The following is a 23,916-nucleotide window of genomic DNA, read 5'->3' as shown; positions in this document are numbered from 1 at the left end:
GCACAGGCCCAGCTGCCGTACGTGCGCCGGGCACACCTGCAGGTGGCGGAAAAGCAGGCCGAGCACGTGCCGGTCCAGCACCACCGCCATGCCGTAGCGCTCCACCGCAGGCATGAACTGGCCCGGCAGGTGCAGCACGCCGTCACTGTCACGCATGCGCACCAGCACCTCGTAGTGCAGGTAGGACGGATCACCCACTTTGGCGATGCGCTGCGCATACAACAGCATCCGGTTCTCGGCCATGGCGCGACTGACGCCCTGCAGGCGTTCGGCCTCCAGCCGTCGCTCCTCCAGCGCCAGCCGGTTCTCGTTGAAGCAATGCACGCGGTTGCGACCGGCCTGCTTGGCCGCATAGCACGCGCTGTCGGCCGCGCTCATCAACCAGTTCACGTCCGGCGCCTCGGCTGTCACTTCGACCACGCCGACACTGCAGCTCAACTGGGGACTGCCCTCGCTGACCGGGAACGTGGCCTGGCCCAGGTTGCGGATCAACCGCTGCAGCACACGCTTGGCTTCATCCTGGTTGGCGCGGGCAAGGAACACCGCGAACTCGTCCGCCCCCAGGCGGCCGACCCAGTCGCCATCGCGCACCGCGCCGACCAGGTACTCGGCGAAACTGCGCAGCATCTGGTCGCCGGCCGCGTGGCCGAAGCTGTCGTTGACCAGCTTGAAGTGGTCCAGGTTGATGTAGCCCAGGGCATGGGTTCCACCGTCGGAGCGGACCTGCAGCAGCGATTTTTCCAGCAGGCGCTCGATCTCGCGACGATTGATCAGCCCGGTCAGGGGGTCATGGCTGGCGTGGTGCTCTATCTCACGTGCCAGGGCATGGTTCTGGCTGACATCCTCGACGATGGCGAACACCGACAGGCGGCCGCTGGCAGTGCGCACGCCGGTACCACTCCAGCGCCCCCACACCAGGCTGCCATCGCGGCGCCGGAAGCGCAACTCGCCCGGTCGCAGCTGACGTTCCCAGTCGATGCGGCCACTTTCATCGATCACCACCTCGCCCTCCATCAGCAGCTCGGCCAGCGACATCTGCAGCAGCACGTCCCGACGATGGTCGAGAATGTCGGCCATCGCCTGGTTGGCCTCCACCACCCGGCCGCCGGCATCCAGCTTGAGCATGCCGACGTTGGCTTGGTAGAAGGCGGCCCGGAAGCGGCTCTCATGCTCGGTCAGGTCCTTGCCGACCCGGCGCGCCAGGGCCACCGCCATCAGGCTGATCAGCAGGACCGACAGGCCGCCCACGGCCAGGGTCGCGATGCGCACCGCGCGGGCCATGCGCAGCAGTGCCTGCGAGAACGCCTGCGCCTGCCCGCGCAGCTGGTGGTCGATGCCACGCAGCCGATGCAGGTAGTCATCCACGGTCGCCTCGTCCAGCGGCCCCGAGCCATGGCGCCGTTGCAGTTCCTCCGCCAGCGACTGCATGGCCAGCAGGTTTGCGTCGGTCTGCCGCCACAACCAGGTGGCTTCGCGGAAGGCTCCGACGTTGCGCGCATGGCGGAACGAGAAGATCAGCCGCGGAATGTCGGCGCGGGCATTGCCCCCACGCAGAAAACCGGCGCGGGCTGTCGCCTCGTCCGGTTCGGGTTGCTCCAGCGCCTTGCGGGCCTGCAGGTCACCCAACGGAACCTGCAGTGCCGTCTGGGCATCCTGCAGATCCTGCAGATGGCCACGCGCCAGGTAACGGCTGAGCGCTGCGGTGGCGTCCTGCTGCCCCCGCGACCAGTAGCCCTGCCCTGCGATCCATGCGGTCGATGCCGCCTGCAGCTCCTGGATCACAGCCGACAGCGCGACCAGTCCGATCGCCATGCCCGTCAACAGCGCAAATCGCAGTCCCAGCCCGCGGGTCATCGGTACCCGTCGGCGCTGCTGGTCCATGCCACTTCTACCCATCCTGGATCCCCCGAATGTGCTGCGGTGACAATCTCCTACGGAACCGCGCCAGCCTAGAACCGGTGATGTGTGGGCCATGCGAAACCGGACCCGGCCGGTGATCGGCAGCGGAGGCCGGGCCGCCCTGGCGCCATGCAAACAACAACGCCAGCCCGGAGGCTGGCGTTGTTCGTCTACTTCAGCGCGGCTTAGAAGCTGCGCGGGCCACGTGGCTTGTTGAAGCCATCACGACGCGGCGGACGGCTGTCGCGGTCGCCGCCGGGGCCACCCGGACCGCTGCGACGCGGAGCTCCCGGGCCACCCGGACCGCCCGGACCACGCTTGTCGAAGCGCGGCTTGAACGGACGCGGCGCCGGATTGACCTCTTCACCGGCGGCCAACGGGCGCATCTGCAGCTGCTGGCCGGACACCCAGACCTTCTGCAGGTGGGTCAGCACGTCCGACGGCATCTGTGCCGGCAGATCCAGCAGCGAGAAGTCGTCGTGGATGTCGATACGACCGATGAAGCGGCTTTCCAGGCCGGCTTCATTGGCGATGGCGCCGACGATGTTGGCCGGCTTCACGCCATGCTGGTGGCCGACCGAAATGCGGTAGGTCTCCATGCCCTGCTCCGGTGCACCGCGCGGCGGCACGTCACGGCGCGGGCGCTGCTCGAAGCCACCCTCGGCATCGTCACGACGCGGGCCACGCTCGAAGCGCGGGCCGCGCTCGTTGCGGTCGCCACGTTCCGGGCGCTCAGTGCGCTCGAAACGCTCGCGCGGCGCACGCTCTTCGCGCGGTGCACGCACCGGCGGCTGCAGCAGGAACGGGGTATCGCCCTGCATCATCTTCGCCAGTGCGGCGGCCACTTCGATGGCCGGCACGTTCTGTTCGGACTCGAAACGCTCCAGCAGCTGGCGGTAGAAGTCCAGGCCGCCCTGGCCCAGCGTCTCGGTGATGCGCGAGGTGAACTTGTTGATGCGGTTGTCGTTGACCGCTTCCACGCTCGGCAGCTGCATTTCTTCGATCGGCTGGCGGGTCGCACGCTCGATCTGGCGCAGCATGCCCTTTTCGCGCGGGGTGGCGAACAGGATTGCTTCACCGCTGCGGCCGGCACGGCCGGTACGGCCGATGCGGTGCACGTAGCTTTCGGTGTCGTACGGGATGTCGTAGTTCAGCACGTGGCTGATGCGTTCCACGTCCAGGCCACGAGCAGCCACGTCGGTGGCGACCAGGATGTCCAGCTTGCCTTCCTTCAGCATGGCGATGGTGCGCTCACGCTGGGCCTGCTGCATGTCACCGTTGATGGCGGCAGCGGCCAGGCCACGGGCCTGCAGCTTGCTGGCCAGCTCTTCGGTGCCGGCCTTGGTGCGCGCGAAGACGATCATCGCGTCGAACGGCTCGACTTCGAGGATGCGGGTCAGCGCGTCCAGCTTGTGCATGCCGCTCACCCACCAGTAGCGCTGGCGGATGTTGGCCGAGGTGGTGGTCTTGGTCGCGATGGTGACTTCGACCGGGTCCTTCAGGTAGGTCTGCGCGATACGACGGATGGCCGGCGGCATGGTGGCCGAGAACAGCGCCACCTGGCGCTTCTCCGGCAGCTTCTTCAGCACCGCTTCGACGTCGTCGATGAAACCCATGCGCAGCATTTCATCGGCTTCGTCCAGCACCAGCGTCTTCAGCTCGGACAGGTCCAGCGTGCTGCGGTTCAGATGGTCGATGACGCGGCCGGGGGTACCGACCACGATGTGCACGCCGCGGCGCAGGGCCGTCAGCTGCTGGCCGTACGGCTGGCCGCCGTACACCGGCAGCACGCGGAAACCGGGGATCTTGGAGGAATAGGACTGGAACGCCTCGGCAACCTGGATGGCCAGCTCGCGGGTCGGGGCCAGCACCAGGGCCTGCGGCTTGATCTGCTGCAGGTCGATGTTGGACAGCACCGGCAGCGCGAAGGCCGCGGTCTTGCCGGTACCGGTCTGGGCCTGGCCCAGCACGTCGCGGCCTTCCAGCATCGCCGGGATGGTGGCAGCCTGGATCGGCGACGGCGTTTCGTAGCCGATGGCAGTGACAGCCTGCATGACAGAATCGGACAGGCCGAGCTGCGCGAACTGCAGCTGCGCTTGGGTTTCTTGGGACATGGGGAACTCCGAAGGCACTGCCACGAGCATGGCAGGCGAAAAAAAAGGGGGATTCCGCGCTTTGGGCGCCCTTCTTATCGCGTGCCCTGGCGCTGCTCGGTTGGAGCTGAGGTTTTACTCGCTCAGAGCGGAATGATACCGCACTGTGCCTGAACAAGGTGTACAGGAAGCCAACGGCATGCCGTTACGGCCCGCCGTGGCGCACAATAGGCGCCCATTTTACCGCCGCGGGCCCCTGTCCTGCAGCGCCTGCCCCAGGAAACCCGTTCCATGCAGATCCTCGAATTCGACCTCGACGGCGATTACGTCGAACTCAAGCAGTTGCTGAAGCTGGCCGACCTGGTCACCAGCGGCGGCGAAGCCAAGATGGTCATCAGCGAAGGCCTGGTGCTGGTCGATGGCGAGGTCGAGCTGCGCAAGGCCTGCAAGATCCGCGCAGGCCAGGTGGTCGAGTTCAACGACAGCCAGATCCGCGTCCTGGCCGCCGCGTAAGTCACCGCGTGGCCGTCAGGCCACGCGCTGTGTCAGGTGGGCGGCAATCAACTGCCGGAACGGTGCCACCCCCTGCGCTACCCGCAACCCGGCCGCCCGCAACAGGCGCGCCGGACGACGGTCGTCGGTATACAGGCTGGCAATCGCATTGGTCGCTTCATACAGCGGCCGCGCCGCCAGCCGATGCCCCCGCTGGTAGCGGCCCAGCATGCCGGCCGCGGCGATGTCCGCTCCACGTCGCTGCTGCTCGGCGATGCCCTGCGCCAGCCGCTGCGCGCTGGCCAGGCCCAGGTTGAAACCATGTGCGGTGACCGGGTGCATGCCCACTGCGGCATCACCGATCAGTGCCGAACGTTCGCCGACAAAGCGGTGCGCATATACCCCGACCAGGGGATAGGCCTGTGGCGTGGCCACCGGCTGCATGCGTCCCAGGCGGTGTTCGAAGAAGCCGCTGATGGCCTCCCCGAACGCGATCTCATCCATCGCCAGCAGCGCTTCGATCTGCCGGGGCGGCAGGGTGATCACCGCCGATGCCTGGCCTTCGTTGAGCGGCAGCAGCGCCATCGTGCGGCCATAGCCGAACCACTCCCACGCCGTGTGGTGGTGATCGCGCTCGACCTGCATCCTGCAGACCAGCATCGATTTGCCGAAGTCACGCATCTGCGCACCGATGCCGAGCATGCGGCGGGTGCCGGAGAAGCGACTGTCGGCACATACCAGCAGCCGCGCATGCAGCTCGCTGCCATCGTCCAGGCGCACCACGTGGCCCTGGCTGTCGGCGCGTACCGCCTGCACCTTGCGGCCATCAAACAATTCCAGCCCGTCCTGGCCCTGCACCGCCTGCCAGGCCGCGCGGCGGATCAGATGGTTGGGCACCAGCCAGCCCAGCGGCTGGCCATCGACCTGGCTGCTGGCGAAGGTCAGCGCGAAGGGCGAACCTCCGTTCAGCACCCGCGCGTCGCGCAGTTCGGCAACCTCGGCTTCGGGCAGGCGCTGCCACAGGCCAAGCTGTTCCAGGCTTTGCCGCGAGGCATGGGTCAGGGCGATTTCGCGGCCGTCGAAGGCCGCCTCGGCCAGGGCCTGGCGCGGCTGTGCCTCGACCAGCCCCACCTGCAGGCCAGTGCTGGCCAGCGCGCGCGCAAAGCACAGCCCGGCCGGTCCGGCGCCGACCACCACCACGTCCATCCTGCGCATGCGCGCCTCCTGCCGTTGATCCAGTCGCGGCCAGCATAGCGCTGCGTGCCTGACCGGCCTTGATCTGGATCAGCTGCGCGTCACAGCAGCGCGAACACCATCGCCAGGATCGCCACGATCGACACCAGCCAGACCAGGCTGCGCACATAGGGCACGCCGGCTGCGTACAGCGGCAGGTAGACAACACGTGCCCAGAAGTAGACCTGCGCCGCCAGCGCGGTGGTGTCGCTGCCACGCCCGGCCAGCATCACCGCAATCGCAGCGGCGGCGAAGAACGGGAAGGTCTCGAAGAAGTTGGATTGCGCCCGCTGCAGTCGTCCAGCCAGTGGACTCAGCGGCTTGGACGAGTCGTCTCGTGCAGAAGCGTTCCATTTCATCCCGCGCTCGCGGGTGACCACGGTGGAGGCGGCAAAGATGTAGACGAAACCCAGCAGCATCGCCCACGCCAGCATCGTCAGTTCGGTGGCCATCGTCGATCTCCGTCAGGGGCTGGATGCGCGCAGGCTGTAGCCGGCCAAGCGCCAGGTCTGGTCTTCGTCGAAGCGGAACGACACCAGCTCGCGTACCGGCTGCGCGCTGTTGGCGAAGCGGGTCGGGAAGCTGACGTTGATGTACAGGCCTTCGGGCACCGCAGCACCTGCAGCGTATTTCACGCGGGTGATGGTCGGCTGGCCACGCCCGGCCAGCGCGCCAAGACGCGTGCGGTCTGCCGCAAGCTGGCTGACGAAGGCCGCCTTGGGCACTGCGCGGCGGGCAACCGCCGAGGCGCCGTCCCACAGCTCACCGGCCCGATTGGCGTCGACCAGTTGCGCGGCCTTCAATGCGGCACTGCCCATTTCCGCGTCCTGTTTCTGCACCTGCGCCTGCTGGGCCGGGCTCAACGCCGGCGCGGCAGCAGTGGCCGGCTTCGCGGCCGTCGGTGCGCTCGGCGCGGGGCGAGCCGGGGCCGGTGCGGGCGTGGCCGGCGCCGGCGTTTGCGCCAGTGCAGCCAGGGGCAACAGGGACAGCAGCAGGAGCACGCGCTTCATGGACACCGCCGGTTCGATGGAAAGAACCGCAGTCTACGCCAGCGCAGTGAGTGGACCGTCAGCGCGCCTGGACGCTGCCTTCCACCGCGCCCGCCTCGGCCTGCGCCGCCGGTGCCGCCGATGCCGCGGGCAGCTGCTCGGCCACCGGCGGCTGCTCCGGCGGTGCCGGTGGCAGCGTAGCCACGTCGATCTCCGACAGCGGGCTTTCCYCCGGGCACACCGGGTCGGGGAAGCCGAAGCGCTGCTTCAGCGACTGGCCACAGCTGTTGATCGATTCCATGTCGGCACCGTCGCGCTTGCACTGCTGGTCGAACGCCACCAGGAACGCATCCTTGCGCTGCACGAAGTCGTCGCCGCAGGTACGCATCTGCTTGATCCGCTCCAGGTCGTCCTGCACGGCGTTGGTCCCGTCCAGGCCGTACTGGCGAAGCTCTTCGGCAGTCAGCAGGCGCAGGCTGCGGTTGGGCACGGTCATCATCAGGTCGGCCACACCCACCGCCACACCATTGCGCTGCAGATAATCCTTCACGTTGTCATAGACCTCGTGCAGTTCGCGGTTGAGCTCTGCGCGCGAAGTGGCCTTGGAACTGATGCGCATCATGCGGTGGATGCCGACCTTGCCGGTCAACAGGCGGTTGTCGCCGGCAGCCAGCACGAACACGCAGGCGCTGTGGCAGATCGAGCCCTCGCGCACCCAGATGGTCCAGCCGGATTCGCCGATGCTGTCGCCGGCAACGATGGCCGATTCCACCTGGCCACCGCTGGAATCCAGATCCAGGATGCGCTTGTGGATCTGCAGCTCGTCGGCGACCACGGCCAGCCGCCACATCATCTCGGCAAACCCGGGGTTGATCTTGCCGTTGTAGCGCACGCGCAGCAGGCCACGCTCGGCGCACGGCGCCAGCGCCTGCTTCAACTGTTCGCGCTGCAGGCCTTCCAGTTCAATGCCATCGCCGCCGTCGCCAGCGTAATCGGTGGTGCAGCTGACCCAGGCCTTGCCGTTTTCCAGCTGCGCCTGCGGCCAGGGCCGATCAGCCCGGCTGCGCGCCTGTGCCGGCGGGGGCGGCGCATCGGCGGCATTGATCGACACCATGTTTTCGCCATCGCTGGCCGGGGCCCGCGTGGCCTTGTCGGCAGCGGTGACGTTGCCGGGGTTCTCCAACTGGCTGCAGCCCGCCAGGGCCAGGAATAACAGGGGCAACCAGCGGAGTTTGGCGGACATCGGGCAACCGGATTCAGACAGGCAAGAACCACAGTCTACCCGTCCATGGCGCGCATTCAGCGCCCGCCACTGAACCTGTTCTGACCCTCACGTACCGTCATTTCCCATTCCAGTGTCTTCCCCCTTCCCATCCACGCATGGCGTGGATCTACATGTCGACCAAGGTCGACACCCACCAAGAGCAGGCCATGCCATCTCGACAGTTCGCGGAAATCTGTCGAAGGCGGGGTGGATCCGGTTGCAGGGGTGTCCGCGGCATGGATGCCGCGGCCAAGCTTACAGGGACGTACTTGCAGCGTCCCCTGCAACCGGACCCACCCCGCCATCCCACGGCTAGCCCGCTGTTGCCGTTGCCGTTGCCGTTGCCTTTGCGGGTGCCGGGCGCAGCCCGGCCAGGCCCCTCCAGCATCCATGTCCGAATATGGCGAGTACTACCGCCCGCAGGCGCCTAGACTGGCGCCATGGATACCGCACTCGCCCTCGACACTGCCGCCTGCGATCGCGCTCGCCTGGCCCGTGATGCACGCTTCGACGGCGTATTCTTCACCGCCGTGCGCAGCACCGGCATCTACTGCCGGCCGGTGTGCCCGGCGCCACCACCGAAGCCGCGCAACATCACCTATTTCCCCACGGCTGCGGCCGCTGCGTCCGCCGGCTATCGCCCCTGCCTGCGCTGCCGCCCCGAGCTGGCCCCGCTGGCACAACAGGCGCTGGCCGGACAGGCCGTGCAGCGGGCCCTGGCGCTGATCCATGCCGGCTTCCTGCAGGACCAGCCGGTGGCCGAGCTGGCAGGAAAGATCGGCCTCAGCGCACGCCAGCTGCAACGCCTGTTCGTCGAACGGCTGGGCGCAACGCCAGGGCAGATCCACGCAACCCATCGCCTGCTGCTGGCCAAGCAGCTGCTGACCGAAACCACGCTGCCGGTGACCGACGTGGCACTGGCCGCTGGTTACAACAGCCTGCGCCGCTTCAATACGGCATTCCTGCAGGGCTGCGGCATGGCGCCCACCGTACTTCGCCGCCAACACCATCCCCTGGCCGCCGACGATGGCGGGCTGGTGCTGCGCCTGGGCTATCGACCGCCGCTGGATTTCCCCCGCATGCTGGCCTTCCTGCGCAAGCGCAGCCTGCCCGGCATCGAACTGATCGGTGAAGACAGTTACCAGCGCGTGTTGAGCACAGCCGAGCGCCCCGCCCTGCTGCGCGTCACCGCCGACCCGAAGCGGCCCGAGCTGCGCCTGCAACTGGGCGCGGTCGACCCACGCCTGATTCCGGACATCGTGCGCCGCGTGCGCCGTGTGTTCGACCTGGACGCCGACCTGCAGCAGGTGCACGCAGCGCTGGGCGATGAACCGCTGTTGGCGCGCGGCATCGCCGAGCGCCCCGGCCTGCGCGTGCCAGGCGGATGGGACGGCTTCGAGGTGGGCGTGCGCGCGGTACTGGGCCAGCAGGTCAGCGTGGCCGCGGCCACCACGTTCGCGCGCCGGCTGGTCGATGCCTACGGTGCGCACCTGCCCGGCATGCCGTCCGAATTCGACCGTCAGTTTCCAGCGCCGGACGTACTGGCCGACGCGCCGCTGGAATCGATCGGCCTGCCACGCAGCCGCGCCGCCACCGTGCGCGCCCTCGCCGCAGCCTGCGCCAGCGGCCAGCTGGACTTCGGGCCGGGGCAGGCACTGGAGGAATTCGTCGCCCGCTGCGTGGCCCTGCCCGGCATCGGCCCGTGGACGGCGCAGTACATTGCCCTGCGCGGGCTCGGCCAGCCTGATGCCTTCCCCGCCGGTGACCTGGTGCTGCAGCAGGTGCTGGGCCACGCGCAGGGCCAGCGCCTCAGCGAACGCGCCACCGAGGCCCGTTCGCAATCATGGCGACCATGGCGCGCCTATGCCGTGCTGCATCTGTGGCACCTGTCCGGCACTTTCGTTGGAGAACCCTCATGAACCTCTTGTTCGATCGCTTCGATACACCGATCGGTGAACTGACCATCGCCGGGGATGAGAATGGCCTGGCCCACGTTCTGTTCCCGGAAAACCGCCATCCTGCGCGCGGCCGCGAGCACTGGCATTACGCGCCTGGCGCATTGCCGGAGGCGCGCGAACAGTTGCTGCAGTACCTGCACGGTGAGCGCAGCGGTTTCGACCTGGCGCTGGCACCGCATGGCACGCCGTTCCAGCTGCGCGTCTGGCATGCGCTGGCGTTGATTCCCTTCGGCCAGACCTGGAGCTACCTGCAGCTGGCGCAGCAGCTGGGTCAGCCGACGGCGACCCGTGCGGTCGGCGCGGCCAATGGCCGCAATCCGTTGCCGATCGTGCTGCCGTGCCATCGCGTGATCGGCAGCAACGGTACGTTGACCGGTTTCGGTGGCGGCCTGGAAACCAAAGCGGCGTTGTTGCGGCTGGAGCAGCGACAGGCACCGCTGTTTGCATGAGGGTTGGAGGCAGGGCTGCGCCCTGCACCCGCTACAAGCCAGAGCAACATCAACGTCAACGTCAACATCAACGTCCAAAGCGGTCTATCCGAGGGTGGTCGGGGCGGTGTCGGGTTGCGGGGACGCCGCAAGTACGTCCTTGTAGCAACTGTGTTGCTGGAGGAGCGCCAGCCCTTCCGGTAAACGGGCACGGTAGTGCCGGCCGCTGGCCGGCAGCCTCAGGAGCAACGCCCTCTGGTGCGCTCAGGCGGGGATCGATCCGCCTTGAGCGTCACGCATACGGGCGTTGAGAATCACCAGCATCTTCCGCATCACCGCCACGATGGCCACTTTGCCTTCCTTGCCCCGCGCTCGCAGCGACTGGTAAAAGTCCCGCAGGCGAGGTTCATGCCGCATGGCCGACATGCTGGCCATGTAGAGCACCTGACGGATCTCAGCCCTGCCGCCATGGATGCTTCGTTTGCCACGCATGGTCCCGCTGTCATGGGACATCGGTGCCACACCGACCAGGCTGGCGACGGCCTTGCCACTGATATTGCCCAGCTCGGGAAGATAGCTGGCCAACACGGCCTGCAGGCCCGGGCCAACACCTTTCATCGACTTCAGGACAGCCAGTTGAGGCTGCTTGGAAACCTGTTCGGAAATCCGCTTTCCCAAACGTTCCACCGTTCTCTGCAAGCAAGTGATGTTGGCCTGAAGCAGTCGGCGTAATTCACGATTACCCACCATTTCCTGCTGCTGCCGCGCGACGGTCAGCGCGTGCATCGCCTGTCGGCGTGCCCGCACGAAGTCACGCATTTCCCGCTGCCAAGGCTCCAGTGGCTGATAGGAACGCAGCTTCACCAGYGCGGCCATCTTGGCCAAGGCATAGGCATCCAAGCGGTCKGTCTTGGCCATGTGGCCAAGCCCCTGGGCCAGTTTCCGCGCCCGCAGGGCATTGGCGCGGACCACCGGATGACCAGCGTTGTGCAGGAAGTCCAGCACAGGCTGTTCGTAGCCACCAGTGGCCTCCAGCACGRTCTGGACGGCCGGATGCCCTTGCAGCCAGAGGTCCAATTCAGCAAAGCCGGAGCGGCTATTGCTGACCTGCAGGGTCTTTCCGTCTGTCGTGCCAACGTCCAGCTGGCGCTTGCTGACATCAATCCCGATCCCGTTCATCACCGGACTCCGTATAGTCTGGAAGGGTCGAGAGCTCCCCCGCTTGCCCAGTCTTATCACTGCGAGTGTCAGCTCCAGCAACTGTTCGGGCGGATCAAGGGAGATTCCGGCGTGGGCGCCAARCTACATGGCGATCGTCGAGATCCAGGCTTACACGGCGGCCCACGCCGGCTCTCGACACCTACGGTGCCAGATTCCAATCAGATAAGGCTTGGCMGCSGCATCCATGCSGCKGACACCCCGCAATCCGACACCGCCCCGCCTTCGACAGKTTYCCGGTGACGGCTTGATTCGTTCCGGTAGATCCACGCCATGCGTGGATGGAAGCATCCGTAATCTGTCTGGAGAAGAGCCCCCTTGTTGTTCAAGGGGGCGGGGAAGGTGAAATGCGTGGACACGCCAGCGCGCCACAGGCGCGATGGCGTGTCTTGGGTACGTCATTGCTGCGGATTATCATGGGCGGATGACTTCCGTACGCCTGACCTGCACGCTGGCGCTGCTGCTGCCCCTGGCCGCATGCACCACCACGCCTTCGCCTTCGACAACCATCGCTGCACCTGCTGCGGAGGCGAATACGCCGCCCGCCAGCCCGCCGAAGCTGCTGTTGATCTCCATCGACGGCCTGCGCGCCGATGCGTTGGATCGCGGCCTCACCCCGAACCTTCAGCGGATCATCGATGGGGGCGTGCGTGCGCGCTGGATGACGCCCTCCTATCCCTCGCTCACCTTCCCCAACCACTACACACTGGTCACCGGCCTGCGTCCGGACCACCACGGCATCATCAACAACAGCATGGACGATGCTGCGCTCGGTCGCTTCGCGCTGCACGACCGCGCTGCGGTGACCACCAGCGGATGGTGGGGCGGCGAACCGATCTGGGTCGGTGCCGAGAAGGTCGGTGTGCGCACCGCCACCACCTCATGGCCGGGCAGCGAAGCCGRGATCCAAGGCACACGGCCCAGCCAATGGCGCATTTACGACGCCAAGGAACCGCTGGAACAGCGTGCGCAGACAGTGCTCGACTGGCTGTCGCAGACCGATGCCGATGCGCCGCGCCTGACCACGCTGTACATGGAGCACGTGGACAAGGCCGGCCACAACTTTGGCCCCGAATCCAGGCAGTACACCGAGGCCATCGTGCATGCCGACCAGGTCATCGGCCAGGTGCTCGATGGCCTGCAGCAGCACGGCCTGGCCGACAGCACCAACGTGATCGTGGTCTCCGATCACGGCATGGCGTCGGTGCCGGAGGGCCAGGTGATCGCCCTCGAATCAATGGTTGACCCTGCCATCGCGCGCAACGTCAGCGCAGGCCAGTCGGTCGGCTTCACGCCGGAGGTGGGACGCGAAGCAGAGGCCGAGCGTGCCCTGCTCGGTCGCCACGCACACTACGAATGCTGGAAGAAGGAGAATCTGCCGGCCCGCTGGCATTACGGCACCCATCCGCGCGTGCCGGCCATCGTCTGCCAGATGGATGAAGGCTGGGACGCGCTGACGCGCGAGAAGATCGCCAAGCGCGAGCACGCCGATCGCGGCTCACATGGCTACGACAACGCGTTGCCGTCGATGCGCGCGGTGTTCGTCGCCCGTGGCCCTTCATTCCGGCAAGGCCTGGTGATCGACGGTTTCGACAATGTCGACGTCTACCCGCTGCTGGTGCACCTGCTGCAGGTGCCGGAAGCGGCCAACGATGGCAACGCGCAGACGCTGCAGAAAACCCTGCGCTGATCGCGGCGCCATGCCCTGGCCACGGCCAAAAAAAACGCGGCGCCGAGCGCCGCGTTTTTTTTTGGAGCGGTCGGTCGGCGGATCAGCCGGCCTTGGCCACTGCCTTCTTGGCCACAGCCTTCTTCGCCGGAGCCTTGGCCACGGTCTTCTTGGCAACCGGGGCGGCGGCGCCTACGGCGACCTTGCTCGCGGTGTGCGAACGGGCGTTGCCGTAGCTGGCGTTGTAGCGCTTGCCCTTGGCGGTCTTGCGGTCACCCTTACCCATGTCTTCAACTCCTCAAATGTGAAATCTGGTTACCCCGTACTGACACGGGTTCGGCGGGGCCGCCTTGCTGGGCGCCCCCGCGCACGATCGGAAAGCCTACCACGGAGCGCCTAGTGCGCGCAGCTGGCGTCATGCACGTGGCCGTGGTTCAGGCGCAGGTTGACCAGGTGCGCGATGCCGACCAGCAGGCCGCCCAGGGTCATCACTACCGCATGCGGCACCGCGTTGTGGTGCAGCGGGTCGTACAGCACGCCGGCCCACAACGCGACCAGGCCGGGAATCAGGAACGCCAGCGCACGCAGCGCACCGTGCCGCCGATAGCCCCAGACCAGGCTGAACAAGCCCAGCAGGGTCACGAACACCACCAGCGCCTTCTCCACGCCATCGCTGAGCCAGAAGGACAGGCCAAGCGAGGGGGCAGCGGCCAGCAGCAGCGGAATGACCGCGCAGTGCACCGCGCACAGCATCGAACCGGTGGCGCCGAAGCGATCGAGCAGGTGGCGCAGGCGTGAGGGCAAAGGCATGACTTCCAGCAGGGCGGCGAATCGTTATGGAATAATATAACATCGTTTCCCGACCCGCACGGTTCCCCTCCCCCTGTCCCGCCGACGGGATTCGTGCGCCACCCGATTGATACAATGTAACAAAGGACCGCCCATGCCCTCCCGTCACCCTCGCCTCAAGCCGCATTCCCTGGCCCTGGCGCTTGCTGCGCTGCTGCCCTCCGTCGCCTTTGCGGCCTCCGACGATGATTCGCATCGTGACCGCCACCTGACCGAGCTGTCCTCGGTGCAGGTCACGGCATCGCCGCTGCAGGGTGATGCCGAATCGCTGGCGCGGCCGGTTGAAGTGCTGGCCGGTGAGCGCCTCGATGAGCAGAAGGCCGGCACCCTCGGTGACACCGTCGCCAAGCTGCCCGGCGTGCAGAGCACCTTCTTCGGCCCCGGCGTCGGCCGCCCGATCATCCGTGGCCAGGAAGGTCCGCGCGTGGCCGTGCTGTCCAACGGCATGGGCAACATGGACGCCTCCACCGTCAGCGCCGACCATGCCACCAGCATCGAGCCGTTCCTGGCCGACCAGATCGAAGTACTGAAAGGCCCGGCTACCCTGCTGTTCGGCAGCGGCGCGATCGGCGGTGCGGTGAACGTGGTCGATGGGCGCATTGCGCGCGAACTGCCGGATCGCCCGCTCAGCGGCCGTGCCGAGCTGCGTGGCAATTCGGTCAACGACGAACGCAGCGGCATGTTCCGCCTGGACGGCGTGAGCGGCAATGTCGTGCTGCACGTGGATGGCCTGGTGCGCAAYGGCGATGATTTCCGCATTCCCGGCTACGCGGTGATCGAGGGCCTGGAAGACCACCACGATGACCACGACCACGCGGGCGAGGAAGGCGAAGAGCCGCGTCGCGGCCGCCTGGACAACAGTTCCATCCGCACCCGCGCCGGTGGCGTCGGCGCCACCTGGCTGGGCGAAGGCGGCTACTTCGGCGCCTCGGCCAGCACCTACCGCACCAACTACGGCATCCCCAACGGCGCCCACGTGCATGCCGACGGCGATGGCCACGACCATGGTCACGACCACGACCATGGCGAGGAGGAGGAAGGTGAAGAGCACGACGTGCGCATCGACATGGTGCAGAACCGTTTCGAGACCAAGGCCGGCATCTACAACCCGGTATCGTTCCTGAAGAACGTCAACGCGCGCGTGGCCTACACCGACTACGAACACGTGGAGCTGGAAGCCGGCACGCCGTCCACCCGCTTCACCAACCGCGGCATCGAAGGCCGCCTGGAAGCGGTGCAGCAGCAGATCGGCGGCTGGGACGGCGCCTTCGGCCTGCAGTTCGGCAACAGCGATTTCGGCGCAAAGGGCGAAGAAGCGTTCGTGCCCGATACCGGAACCAAGAACATCGGCCTGTTCGTTCTGCAGGAAAAGCAGTTCGGCCCGTTCAAGCTGGAACTGGGCGGTCGCCACGACCAGGTCAAGCTGGACCCGACCGGCGACTACCGCCGCCGCAAGTTCGACGCCACCAACCTGTCGGCCGCCGGTATCTGGAAGCTCAACGATGCGGTCGACCTGCGCATCGGCGTGGACAGCTCCGAGCGTGCACCGACCAATGAGGAGCTGTACGCCGCCGGTGCGCACATCGCCACCCGTTCGCTGGAAATCGGTGATGCCAACCTGAAGACCGAGCGCGGCCAACGCATTGAACTGGGCATCCACACCCACAGCGAGCGCCTGGACTTCTCTGCCGCGATCTACCAGACCAGGTTCAAGGACTTCATCTACCTGGCCGACACCGGCATCACCGAGAGCCTGCCGGTGCGCACCTGGACCCAGCRGGACGCGGTGTTCAAGGGCGCCGAAGCCGAAGCGCTGGTGCATCTGTTCGAAGGCGGCGCCGGCGATTGGGACCTGCGCGTGTTCGGCGACTACGTGCAGGCCAAGCTGGACGGCAACGGCAGCCGTACCCTGGACATCGCCGTGCCGCACGGTGACCACAACCACAACTACAGCGTGGAACTGGCCAACACCGGTTACCTGCCGCGCATCGCCCCGGCCCGTGTCGGCGCCGACCTGCGCTGGGCGAAGGATGGCTGGCGTGCCTCGGTGGGCGCGGTGCGTTACAGCCGGCAGAAGGACGTTGCGCAGAACGAGGAGCCGAGCAACGGCTACACCCTGGTCGATGCGCACCTGGCCTACCGCTGGGACCGCAGCGACAGCAACAGCTACGAGTTGTTCCTGGATGGCAGCAACCTGACCAACCGCGAAGTGCGTCCGCATACCTCGCTGCTGAAGGATTACTCGCCGCTGCCGGGTCGTGGCGTCGCCTTCGGGATCCGCGCGTTCTTCTGATGAGGCATCCACGCATGGCGTGGATCTACTGAAGTGCATCCACGCATGGCGTGGATCTACTGACGTGCATCCACGCATCGCGTGGATCTACTGAAGTGCATCCGCGCGTGGTGTGGATCTACTGACTTTGACGGCGGCATGCTGTCGTTCTCTCCCGGGGGGCCAGGTTGGCCCCCCGTCTTTTTTGATGACCTCGATCGACCCTCACGCATCCGTCACAAAGATGTGCGTACGACAACAAGCGGACAATCCCGTCGCCATCTGTCTCTCGCCATCCGGACATTTGTGTCCGAAAATGAAGCCATGACCACCCAACGTGCCGATGCCGCTGCCCGCCGAGCCCTCATCCTCGATGCTGCCGACCATGTGTTCGGCCAACACGGCGTCACCGCGCCGCTGGACCTGGTGGTCGAGCGTGCCGAAGTCGGCCGCGCCACCCTGTATCGGAATTTCCCTGACCGCACCGCGCTGATCCAGGCGCTGCTGCAGCGCACGGTCGACCGCATCCGCCGCCAGGTCGAGCAGCTTGGCGACCGCGACGACGCCCTGTTCGAGGTGTTTGAAGGCATGGCCCAGCGCATCGTCGATTCGCCGGCACTGGCCGATTACTGGCGCGCGGTCGATTCGGACGTGCCGGCCATGCGCACCGCACGCGAGACCGTGCGCGACCTGCTGGAAGCCCCCATCGCCCGCGCCAAGGCTGCTGGCCTGTGCCGGCCCGACCTGGAGAAGACGGATATTTCACTGATCTCGGGCATGCTGGGGGCGGCCCTGCGCGGCAAGACCCGCGATGAGCGCGCCCAGCTGGCCGGGCGTGCCCTGCAGCTGCTGCGCGGGGGACTCCAGGGAGCAGCCAGCGGGGAACGCTGATGGTGCAGCCGTACCTCAAGCCGGTTCCGGATTGGGAGGAGCACGAGAAGCCGACCATGCCCGGTTCGGCATCGATGCCCTGGCACCCGCCTTATCGGCGTGCAGCCTATGCACTGGTGTCGCTGCTGGTGGCCATCACCGGCGGCCTTGGCAACGCGCTGGTAACGGCCAACCTGCCCTTCCTGCAGGGGCAACTGGCACTCACTCCCACCCAGGGCAGCTGGCTGGTGGCTGCCTACGCCATGGTCAACGTGACCGCCAACCTGCTGGCCTTCAAGTTCCGCCAGCAATACGGCATCCGCCTGTTTGCCGAGATCGGCCTGGGGCTGTACGCGGCGCTGGCGGTGCTGCACCTGTTCGTCGGCAGTTTCGAGACCACCATGCTGACCCGCGCCGCCAGCGGTTTCGCCGGCGCGGCCTGTTCGACGCTGGGGACGCTGTACATGCTGCAGGCGCTGCCGCGGCGATTCACCGGCAACCTGCTGGTGATCGGCGTCGGCCTGTCGCAGCTGGCGGTGCCGATTGCCTGGATCGTCTCACCCGGCCTGGTCGATACCGGCCAATGGCACCAGCTGTATTCGTTCGAAGCGGGGCTGGCGCTGTGCGCGTTTGCCGCCGTGGTCGTGCTGAAGCTGCCGCCGGGAATCCAGGTCAAGGCCTTCGAACCGCTGGATTTCCTCACCTTCGCCCTGCTCGCGCCTGCCGTCGCCCTGCTGGTGGTGGTGCTGGCCCAGGGCTACACGCGCTGGTGGTTGAACACGCCGTGGCTGGGCTGGGCGCTGATCGCCTCCATCGTGCTGACCACCACCGCACTGATCATCGAACACTACCGGCGCAACCCGCTGCTGCAGATCCGTTGGCTGTCGACCCTGCCGGTGATGCACTTCATCGTCGGCGCCTTCCTGATCCGCTTCCTGACCACTGAACAGTCCTACGGCGTGGTCAACCTGATGCGCACGCTGGGCATGGGACCGGACCAGATGCGGCCGCTGTTCGTGGTGATCCTGGCCGGCGTGGTCACCGGCATCGCCGGTGCGTCACTGACCTTCGGCCCGAAGCGCCTGATTGCGCAGCTGTTGATGGCGATCCTGCTGCTGGGTGCCGCCGCGTTCTTCGACCAGCACCGCACCAGCCTGGATCGCCCGCACGACTTCTACATCAGCCAGTTCCTGGCGTCGGTTGGCGCCGGCATGTTCATGGGCCCGCTGATCATGCTTGGCATTTCCGCCGCGTTGAAACAGGGCGTGGACCACATGATCACCTTCCTGGTGACATTGTCGATCACGCAGACGCTGGGCGGACTGGCCGGCTCAGCCGTGCTGGGAACATTCCAGCTGCATCGCGAGCAGCTGTATTCCAGCGCGCTGACCAGCCAGCTCGATCCAGCCTACCCGGTGGTGGCACAGCGCCTGCGCATCCAGCAACAGCTGTACGCAGCGCAGATCACCGACCCGGTGCTGCGCAGTGCCCAGGGCAGCGCGCAGCTGGCGCAGACCACCCGCCGCGAAGCCAACGTGCGAGGCTTCAACGATGTGTTCACCCTGAGCGGTTGGCTGGCAATCGGTTTCCTGTGCTGGTTGCTGCTGCTGTCGCTGCGTACCGCCGTACGCAAACAATGGCGCAAGCGCCATCCTTCCTCCCCCGCTGCGGCTGCGACCGCGGCACCGCGCTGAGTCCACCGTCATGCCTCCCGTCCCGCCCCGTCCAGACGACACCGACGCTGCCGAGAACGTCACCCCGCCGCCGCCCACCGATGCGGCACCGGCGGCGACGCCTGCCGCGCCCGCCGCCGCGCCGAAGTACCTCAAGCCGAGTTCGCGCAGCGTGGTGGTGATGGTGGTGGTGGCCCTGCTGGGCATCGCGCTGATCCTGCGCGCCTGGCACCTGTGGCCGTTCACCAGCACCGTGATGGTGACCGACAACGCCTACGTGCGCGGTCAGATCACGGTGATGGCGCCGCAGGTGAACGGCTATGTGACCGACGTGCTGGTGAAGGACTTCCAGCACGTGAAGCAGGGCGAGCCGCTGCTGCGCATCGACGACCGCATCTACGCGCAGCGGGTGGCGCAGGCGCAGGCCACGTTGGACAGCGCGCGCGCGGCCCTGGCCAATTCGGACCAGTCGCAGGCGCAGAACCGCGCGCAGATCGCTGCGGCGCGGGCCACGCTGTCGGCCGGCCAGGCCGAACTGCAGCGCTCGCGCAACGAGGCCAAGCGTTACGAGGAACTGGCGGCGCAGCAGCTGGTGTCCATCAACGACCGCGACAAGTTCCGCACCAGCCAGGCCTCGGCGCAGGCCAGCGTGCAGCAGTCGCAGGCGCAGATCCGCATCGCCGAAGAAACCCTGGTCTCGACCCAGGTCTCGCGCAAGAGCCTGGAAGCGCAGGTGGAAAGTGCGCAGGCACAGCTTGAGCTGGCCCGCATCGACCTGGCCAATACGGTGATCCATGCGCCGCGCGATGGGCAGATCAGCGAGGCGAGCGTGCGCGTGGGACAGTACGTAGCCGCCGGTTCGCAGCTGCTGTTCCTGGTGCCCGATGCATTGTGGGTGGTGGCCAACTACAAGGAAGGCCAGACCTGGCAGATGAAGATCGGGCAGCCCGCCTCGTTCTCGGTGGATGCGTTCCAGGGCCAGGTGCTGCGCGGACGGGTGGAGCAGATCGCGCCGGCCACCGGATCGGAGTTCAGCGTGCTGCGCCCGGACAATGCCAGCGGCAATTTCACCAAGGTGGTGCAGCGGCTGCCGGTGCGTATCTCGATCAACGGGGACCAGGAACTGGCGGCGCGGTTGCGGCCGGGCATGTCGGTGATCGTGCGGGTGGATACCGCGACCAAGCCGATGGACTAGGGCGCCGGCCCGGTGGAGTCGAGCCATGCTCCATGCTCGGCTGCATTGTTATGAAATGGGGTCAGATCCCTTTGCCACTGGCAAAGGGATCTGACCCCAATCCCGAGGAAGCCGGCCAGCGGCCGGCACTGCCCTCGCATCAGCCTGCGCAGCGGGCGCAGAGTCCGTGTACTTCCAATGTCTGTGCCTGCGGTTGGAAGCCGAGCTCCTTGGCCCGCTTTTCCAGCTGGGTCACGATCTCGCGGTCTTCCAGTTCCACCGCGCTGTGGCAGCTGTTGCAGATCAGGAACGGCACCGAATGGGCCGCACTGCTGGGGTGGTGGCAGGCCACGAAGGCATTGACCGATTCCAGCTTGTGCACGAAGCCATTGGCCATGAGGAAGTCGAGCGCGCGGTACACGGTGGGCGGGGCGTCAGCGCCCACACCCTTGCCGTTGCGCACCCACTCCAGCAGCTCGTAGGCCTTGACCGGCTTGCCGGCCTCGGCGATCAGCTTGAGCACGTTGGCGCGGATGGGGGTAAGGCGCAGCCCGCGCTCGCGCGAGACACGCTCGACCACCGCCACGAAATCCGAAGCGTCGTGGACATGGTGGTGCGGGGCCGTACAGGCGGTTTTGGCGGACATGCGCGTTCTCCAGTTCGGGCGTGGGCCGCAGGGCTCAGGCCGTTGCTACCTTGGTGATGGCCACATCGATGCGTTTCAAGGCCTGCTCGCGGCCGGCCAGGTACACGGTATGGGAAATGTCAGGGCTGACCTGGGTGCCGGTGATGGCCACGCGCAGCGGCTGGGCGACCTTGCCCATGCCCATTTCCAGCGCGGCGGCTGCATCGTGCAGGGCCACGCCAACGGCCTCGGCGGTCCACTCCGGCAGGGCTGCCAGCAGCTCGCGGGCCTTGCCCAGCGGCAGTTCCGCACCGGCCTTGAAGTGCTTGGCCACGGCCGCTTCATCGTATTCGTTCAGCGRCTGGTACCAGACCACGGCCTTCTCGGCCATTTCCTTCAGGGTCTGCACGCGCTCGCGCAGGGCGATCACCACGTCCACCGGCGCCGGGCCAGCGGCCACATCCAGGCCCAGCTTCTGCAGCTGGTAGACCAGGTGCGGCACGATCGCGGCCGGCTCCTCGGTCTTCAGGAAGTGCTGGTTGACCCAGCCCAGCTTGGCCATGTCCAGGCGCGAGGCCTTGGAATTGCAGTCCTTCACATCGAACAGGTCGATCAGTTCCTGGCGGCTGAACAGTTCCTGGTCGCCGTGCGACCAGCCCAGCCGGGCCAGGTAGCTCAGCAGCGCATCAGGCAGGTAGCCGGCGTCCCTGTACTGCATCACGTCGGCCGCGCCGGTGCGCTTGGACAGCTTGGCGCCCTGCTCGTCCAGGATCATCGGCATGTGGCCGAACTTCGGCACCGGTGCGCCGATGCCTTCGTACAGGTTGATCTGGCGCGGGGTGTTGTTGATGTGGTCGTCGCCACGGATGACTTCGGAGATCTTCATGTCCCAGTCGTCCACCACCACCGCGAAGTTGTAGGTGGGGTAGCCGTCCGGACGGAAGATGACCATGTCATCCAGCTCGCTGTTGGCGATCTCGATGCGGCCCTTGATCAGATCATCGAACACCACCGTGCCTTCAAGCGGGTTCTTGAAGCGGATGACGCGGTTCGGGTCGTCCCTGTACGGCAGGCCCTGCTCGCGGGCAGCGCCGTTGTAACGCGGCTTTTCCTGCCTGGCCATCGCGGCCTCGCGCATGGCGTCCAGCTCTTCGCGGGTTTCGTAGGCGTAGTACGCCTTGCCGTCGGCGATCAGCTGCTCGGCCACTTCCTTGTACCGGGCGACGCGCTCGGTCTGGTAGAACGGGCCTTCGTCGTAGTCCAGGCCCAGCCACTCCATCGCCTCCAGGATCGCATCGATCGCACCCTGGGTGCTGCGTTCACGGTCGGTGTCCTCGATGCGCAGCACGAACTCGCCGCCACGATGGCGGGCCTCCAGCCAGCAGTACAGCGCGGTGCGGGCGCCACCGATATGCAGGTAGCCGGTGGGACTGGGGGCGAAGCGGGTGCGGCAGGTCATGGAGGGCTCGAGGAACGGGTATCCCCCGATTTTACCAGCCCTCCGCCCCCTGCGGAAAAAGGGGACGGAGGGGGGCAAGTCACTATTGCCGCGCTCCCGGGAGAACGCCGATGCAGCGGAGGGGAAACACGACTTGATCCCCTCCGTCCCTTTTTCAGGGCTCGGGCTTGCGCGGGAACGGCTGCTCGCGCATGGCAGCGTGGTAGGCGAAGGAGGCGACGATGGCGGCGGCCTGCTTCAGGTCTTCCGGTTCGGCGTGGTCCCAGGTGTCCAGGTGGCTGTGGTGGACGTTGCTGAAATAGTCCAGCTTGTCCTGGATGAACTGGAAGCCCGGCAGGCCGATGCGGTCGAAGCTGATGTGGTCGGTGCTGCCGGTGTTGCGGGTGGCCACGGTGGTTGCACCCACGTCATGGAACGGGGCGAGCCAGGCTTCKAAGATCGGCATCGCCGCCAGGTTTTCCTGTGCGTAGATGCCACGGAAGCGGCCCGAGCCGTTGTCCATGTTGAAGTAGACCTGGAACTTGCCGTAGTCGCGGGTCTTCTGCAGGGCACCGGTCGGTTCACGCAGCGAGGCCGGCAGCGCCTTCTGCGCCGGGTCGGTGGGCTCGGGGAATCGACCGAAGTGCTTGGCCACGTACGCCTGCGAACCGATCAGTCCCTGTTCCTCGCCACTCCACAGCGCAACCCGGATGGTGCGCTTGGGCTTGGCGCCGCCGGCCTTGAGGATGCGCATGGCCTCCATCATCACCGCCACGCCGGCGGCGTTGTCGGCCGCGCCGGTGCCGCTGTGCCAGGAATCCAGGTGCGCGCCGATCATCACCACCTCGTCCGGCCTGCTGCTGCCACGGATCTCGGCCAGGGTGTTGTAGCCGGGCTGGTCGGCCTCGTCGGTGAAGCGTGCGGCCACATCCACGCGCAGGCGCACGCTTTGCTTGGCTTCCAGCGCGCGTACCAGCGGATTGAAGTGCTCGGCGATCATCGCCAGTTCGGGAATGCCGGCCGCTTCACCGGCCTTGCGCGAGCCGCCACCGGCCACGCGGATGATGCCGTTGTCCCAGCTGCTGATGCTGATCGAGGCCAGCGCGCCTTCTTCAACGAAGAATGCGTTGACCTTCGCCGCCAGCGCCTGCTTCTCCTGGTATTCCTTGACCCGCTTGGCGCGGTCGGCGGCCACGTCCTTGTCCTTGGGCAGGGTGAATTGCTGCAGGCCTTCCAGCGAGGTGGCGTCGTGCCGGTGCGAATCGGCGTCGGTGCCGCGCTTGTATTCGCGTGCCTCGCCCAGCAGCAGGATCTTTCCACGCAGCTTGCCGCGATATTTCTCGATGTCCTCGGGCTTCTTGATGTCCACCTGCAGCAGGTCGCCCTCGACCGGGCCGTTGGTGCCCGGCGTCCACGCCTTGGGCAGCGCATGCAGTGGCTGCACGCGATCGCCCAGCATCTCCACGCTGGCCGAGGTGAATTCCCAGCCACGGCCGAATTCGTCGAAGGCTTCGTCATGGACATTGTCCAGCTTCCATTCGCTGAACTTGCCGCGGGTCCAGGCGTTGGCACGCCCCATCGCCGGCGAATTGGTCAGGCGCGGCCCGATGCGTTCGGTGAGGTAGCTGAAGGTATCCATCACCTGCGACTTGTGGAACGCCTGCTGGCGGATCTTGCCGACCATGTCCAGGTCCACCGGCTCGCGCTGCTGCGCCACCGCATTGCCACCCATCGCCAGCACTACTGCCAGCACGCCCCACTTCAGCCCGCTC

General features: G+C 66.8%; 20 protein-coding genes. 8 read left to right on the top strand and 12 right to left on the bottom strand.

Going from position 1 to position 23,916, the window contains the following annotated elements:
* Both AC1DJN_RS03510 and AC1DJN_RS03505 read right to left on the bottom strand, forming a co-directional pair.
* Window positions 1-1,896: diguanylate cyclase domain-containing protein (locus tag AC1DJN_RS03510; protein ID WP_478038879.1), on the bottom strand; the 1,896-nt coding region annotated here is incomplete at its 3' end.
* Window positions 1,897-2,084: 188 nt separating this feature from the next.
* On the bottom strand, window positions 2,085-4,013 hold the full coding sequence (locus tag AC1DJN_RS03505) for a DEAD/DEAH box helicase (RefSeq protein ID WP_025877722.1): 1,929 nt from the start codon (window positions 4,011-4,013) through the stop codon (window positions 2,085-2,087).
* A 270-nt stretch (window positions 4,014-4,283) separates the two neighbouring features.
* On the opposite strand from AC1DJN_RS03505, the gene AC1DJN_RS03500 reads away from it, so the two are divergent.
* Window positions 4,284-4,505, top strand: coding sequence for an RNA-binding S4 domain-containing protein (locus AC1DJN_RS03500; RefSeq protein WP_025877723.1), 222 nt, complete (start codon window positions 4,284-4,286; stop codon window positions 4,503-4,505).
* 15 nt (window positions 4,506-4,520) lie between these two features.
* Here AC1DJN_RS03500 and ubiM read toward each other — a convergent pair whose 3' ends face one another.
* The 4 genes from ubiM to AC1DJN_RS03480 all read right to left on the bottom strand — a co-directional run bounded on the left by ubiM (window position 4,521) and on the right by AC1DJN_RS03480 (window position 7,949).
* The gene (gene ubiM / locus AC1DJN_RS03495) at window positions 4,521-5,699 is read right to left on the bottom strand and encodes a 5-demethoxyubiquinol-8 5-hydroxylase UbiM (RefSeq protein ID WP_033830692.1); all 1,179 of its coding nucleotides are present in this window, start codon (window positions 5,697-5,699) and stop codon (window positions 4,521-4,523) included.
* A gap of 80 nt (window positions 5,700-5,779) precedes the next feature.
* The gene (locus AC1DJN_RS03490; RefSeq protein WP_088100440.1) at window positions 5,780-6,169 is read right to left on the bottom strand and encodes an MAPEG family protein; all 390 of its coding nucleotides are present in this window, start codon (window positions 6,167-6,169) and stop codon (window positions 5,780-5,782) included.
* A gap of 12 nt (window positions 6,170-6,181) precedes the next feature.
* Complete coding sequence (locus AC1DJN_RS03485; RefSeq protein WP_032975755.1) at window positions 6,182-6,727, bottom strand: DUF4019 domain-containing protein; 546 nt, start codon at window positions 6,725-6,727, stop codon at window positions 6,182-6,184.
* 58 nt (window positions 6,728-6,785) lie between these two features.
* A complete protein-coding gene (locus AC1DJN_RS03480; protein WP_478038876.1) occupies window positions 6,786-7,949 on the bottom strand; it encodes a COG3904 family protein in 1,164 nt (387 codons plus the stop codon).
* A 461-nt stretch (window positions 7,950-8,410) separates the two neighbouring features.
* Here AC1DJN_RS03480 and AC1DJN_RS03475 point away from each other — a divergent pair, with 461 nt between their 5' ends.
* Together AC1DJN_RS03475 and AC1DJN_RS03470 are read left to right on the top strand one after the other, a co-directional pair.
* On the top strand, window positions 8,411-9,889 hold the full coding sequence (locus AC1DJN_RS03475) for a DNA-3-methyladenine glycosylase 2 family protein (protein WP_478013605.1): 1,479 nt from the start codon (window positions 8,411-8,413) through the stop codon (window positions 9,887-9,889).
* Window positions 9,886-10,377, top strand: coding sequence for a methylated-DNA--[protein]-cysteine S-methyltransferase (locus tag AC1DJN_RS03470; RefSeq protein ID WP_025877732.1), 492 nt, complete (start codon window positions 9,886-9,888; stop codon window positions 10,375-10,377). Before AC1DJN_RS03475 ends, AC1DJN_RS03470 begins: the two co-directional genes overlap by 4 nt.
* A gap of 243 nt (window positions 10,378-10,620) precedes the next feature.
* Here the strand turns inward: AC1DJN_RS03470 and AC1DJN_RS03465 are convergent, their stop codons facing one another.
* Complete coding sequence (locus AC1DJN_RS03465) at window positions 10,621-11,535, bottom strand: IS110 family RNA-guided transposase (RefSeq protein WP_442252332.1); 915 nt, start codon at window positions 11,533-11,535, stop codon at window positions 10,621-10,623.
* A gap of 463 nt (window positions 11,536-11,998) precedes the next feature.
* Here AC1DJN_RS03465 and AC1DJN_RS03460 point away from each other — a divergent pair, with 463 nt between their 5' ends.
* Entirely contained in the window at window positions 11,999-13,264 is a 1,266-nt protein-coding gene (locus tag AC1DJN_RS03460; protein ID WP_478038874.1) for an alkaline phosphatase family protein, read from the top strand.
* 82 nt (window positions 13,265-13,346) lie between these two features.
* Here AC1DJN_RS03460 and AC1DJN_RS03455 read toward each other — a convergent pair whose 3' ends face one another.
* Window positions 13,347-13,529, bottom strand: coding sequence for a 30S ribosomal protein THX (locus tag AC1DJN_RS03455; protein WP_025879339.1), 183 nt, complete (start codon window positions 13,527-13,529; stop codon window positions 13,347-13,349).
* A 110-nt stretch (window positions 13,530-13,639) separates the two neighbouring features.
* Window positions 13,640-14,053 carry a MerC domain-containing protein gene (locus AC1DJN_RS03450; RefSeq protein WP_025879338.1) on the bottom strand — a complete coding sequence of 138 codons (414 nt, stop codon included), beginning with the start codon at window positions 14,051-14,053 and terminating at the stop codon, window positions 13,640-13,642.
* Window positions 14,054-14,186: 133 nt separating this feature from the next.
* On the opposite strand from AC1DJN_RS03450, the gene AC1DJN_RS03445 reads away from it, so the two are divergent.
* From AC1DJN_RS03445 to AC1DJN_RS03430, 4 genes are all read left to right on the top strand, one after another.
* Window positions 14,187-16,385: a TonB-dependent receptor gene (locus AC1DJN_RS03445; protein ID WP_478038872.1), complete on the top strand. Its 2,199-nt coding sequence runs from the start codon at window positions 14,187-14,189 to the stop codon at window positions 16,383-16,385.
* 303 nt (window positions 16,386-16,688) lie between these two features.
* Entirely contained in the window at window positions 16,689-17,255 is a 567-nt protein-coding gene (locus tag AC1DJN_RS03440; protein WP_025879336.1) for a TetR/AcrR family transcriptional regulator, read from the top strand.
* Window positions 17,255-18,928, top strand: a complete 1,674-nt coding sequence (locus tag AC1DJN_RS03435; RefSeq protein WP_032976053.1) for an MFS transporter — start codon at window positions 17,255-17,257, stop codon at window positions 18,926-18,928. Before AC1DJN_RS03440 ends, AC1DJN_RS03435 begins: the two co-directional genes overlap by 1 nt.
* 10 nt (window positions 18,929-18,938) lie before the next feature.
* Window positions 18,939-20,102, top strand: coding sequence for an HlyD family secretion protein (locus AC1DJN_RS03430; RefSeq protein ID WP_032976052.1), 1,164 nt, complete (start codon window positions 18,939-18,941; stop codon window positions 20,100-20,102).
* A 139-nt stretch (window positions 20,103-20,241) separates the two neighbouring features.
* Here AC1DJN_RS03430 and AC1DJN_RS03425 read toward each other — a convergent pair whose 3' ends face one another.
* From AC1DJN_RS03425 to AC1DJN_RS03415, 3 genes are all read right to left on the bottom strand, one after another.
* Window positions 20,242-20,727: a Fur family transcriptional regulator gene (locus AC1DJN_RS03425; protein WP_025879333.1), complete on the bottom strand. Its 486-nt coding sequence runs from the start codon at window positions 20,725-20,727 to the stop codon at window positions 20,242-20,244.
* Between the two features lie 34 nt (window positions 20,728-20,761).
* Window positions 20,762-22,165 carry a glutamate--tRNA ligase gene (gltX, locus tag AC1DJN_RS03420; protein ID WP_478038870.1) on the bottom strand — a complete coding sequence of 468 codons (1,404 nt, stop codon included), beginning with the start codon at window positions 22,163-22,165 and terminating at the stop codon, window positions 20,762-20,764.
* A gap of 154 nt (window positions 22,166-22,319) precedes the next feature.
* The gene (locus AC1DJN_RS03415) at window positions 22,320-23,876 is read right to left on the bottom strand and encodes a M20/M25/M40 family metallo-hydrolase (RefSeq protein ID WP_478038880.1); all 1,557 of its coding nucleotides are present in this window, start codon (window positions 23,874-23,876) and stop codon (window positions 22,320-22,322) included.
* Window positions 23,877-23,916: the final 40 nt, after the last annotated feature.

The organism is Stenotrophomonas sp. 05L414_2, from assembly GCF_056397905.1.
This window is presented reverse-complemented; position numbering and strand designations above follow the sequence as displayed.

What these genes read in the sequence shown, in the direction of transcription:
- AC1DJN_RS03505 (WP_025877722.1), bottom strand. Translation starts at nt 4,013, where the DNA reads ATGTCCCAAGAAACCCAAGCGCAGCTGCAGTTCGCGCAGCTCGGCCTG.
- AC1DJN_RS03500 (WP_025877723.1), top strand. Translation starts at nt 4,284, where the DNA reads ATGCAGATCCTCGAATTCGACCTCGACGGCGATTACGTCGAACTCAAG.
- ubiM (WP_033830692.1), bottom strand. Translation starts at nt 5,699, where the DNA reads ATGCGCAGGATGGACGTGGTGGTGGTCGGCGCCGGACCGGCCGGGCTG.
- AC1DJN_RS03490 (WP_088100440.1), bottom strand. Translation starts at nt 6,169, where the DNA reads ATGGCCACCGAACTGACGATGCTGGCGTGGGCGATGCTGCTGGGTTTC.
- AC1DJN_RS03485 (WP_032975755.1), bottom strand. Translation starts at nt 6,727, where the DNA reads ATGAAGCGCGTGCTCCTGCTGCTGTCCCTGTTGCCCCTGGCTGCACTG.
- AC1DJN_RS03475 (WP_478013605.1), top strand. Translation starts at nt 8,411, where the DNA reads ATGGATACCGCACTCGCCCTCGACACTGCCGCCTGCGATCGCGCTCGC.
- AC1DJN_RS03470 (WP_025877732.1), top strand. Translation starts at nt 9,886, where the DNA reads ATGAACCTCTTGTTCGATCGCTTCGATACACCGATCGGTGAACTGACC.
- AC1DJN_RS03455 (WP_025879339.1), bottom strand. Translation starts at nt 13,529, where the DNA reads ATGGGTAAGGGTGACCGCAAGACCGCCAAGGGCAAGCGCTACAACGCC.
- AC1DJN_RS03450 (WP_025879338.1), bottom strand. Translation starts at nt 14,053, where the DNA reads ATGCCTTTGCCCTCACGCCTGCGCCACCTGCTCGATCGCTTCGGCGCC.
- AC1DJN_RS03440 (WP_025879336.1), top strand. Translation starts at nt 16,689, where the DNA reads ATGACCACCCAACGTGCCGATGCCGCTGCCCGCCGAGCCCTCATCCTC.
- AC1DJN_RS03435 (WP_032976053.1), top strand. Translation starts at nt 17,255, where the DNA reads ATGGTGCAGCCGTACCTCAAGCCGGTTCCGGATTGGGAGGAGCACGAG.
- AC1DJN_RS03430 (WP_032976052.1), top strand. Translation starts at nt 18,939, where the DNA reads ATGCCTCCCGTCCCGCCCCGTCCAGACGACACCGACGCTGCCGAGAAC.
- AC1DJN_RS03425 (WP_025879333.1), bottom strand. Translation starts at nt 20,727, where the DNA reads ATGTCCGCCAAAACCGCCTGTACGGCCCCGCACCACCATGTCCACGAC.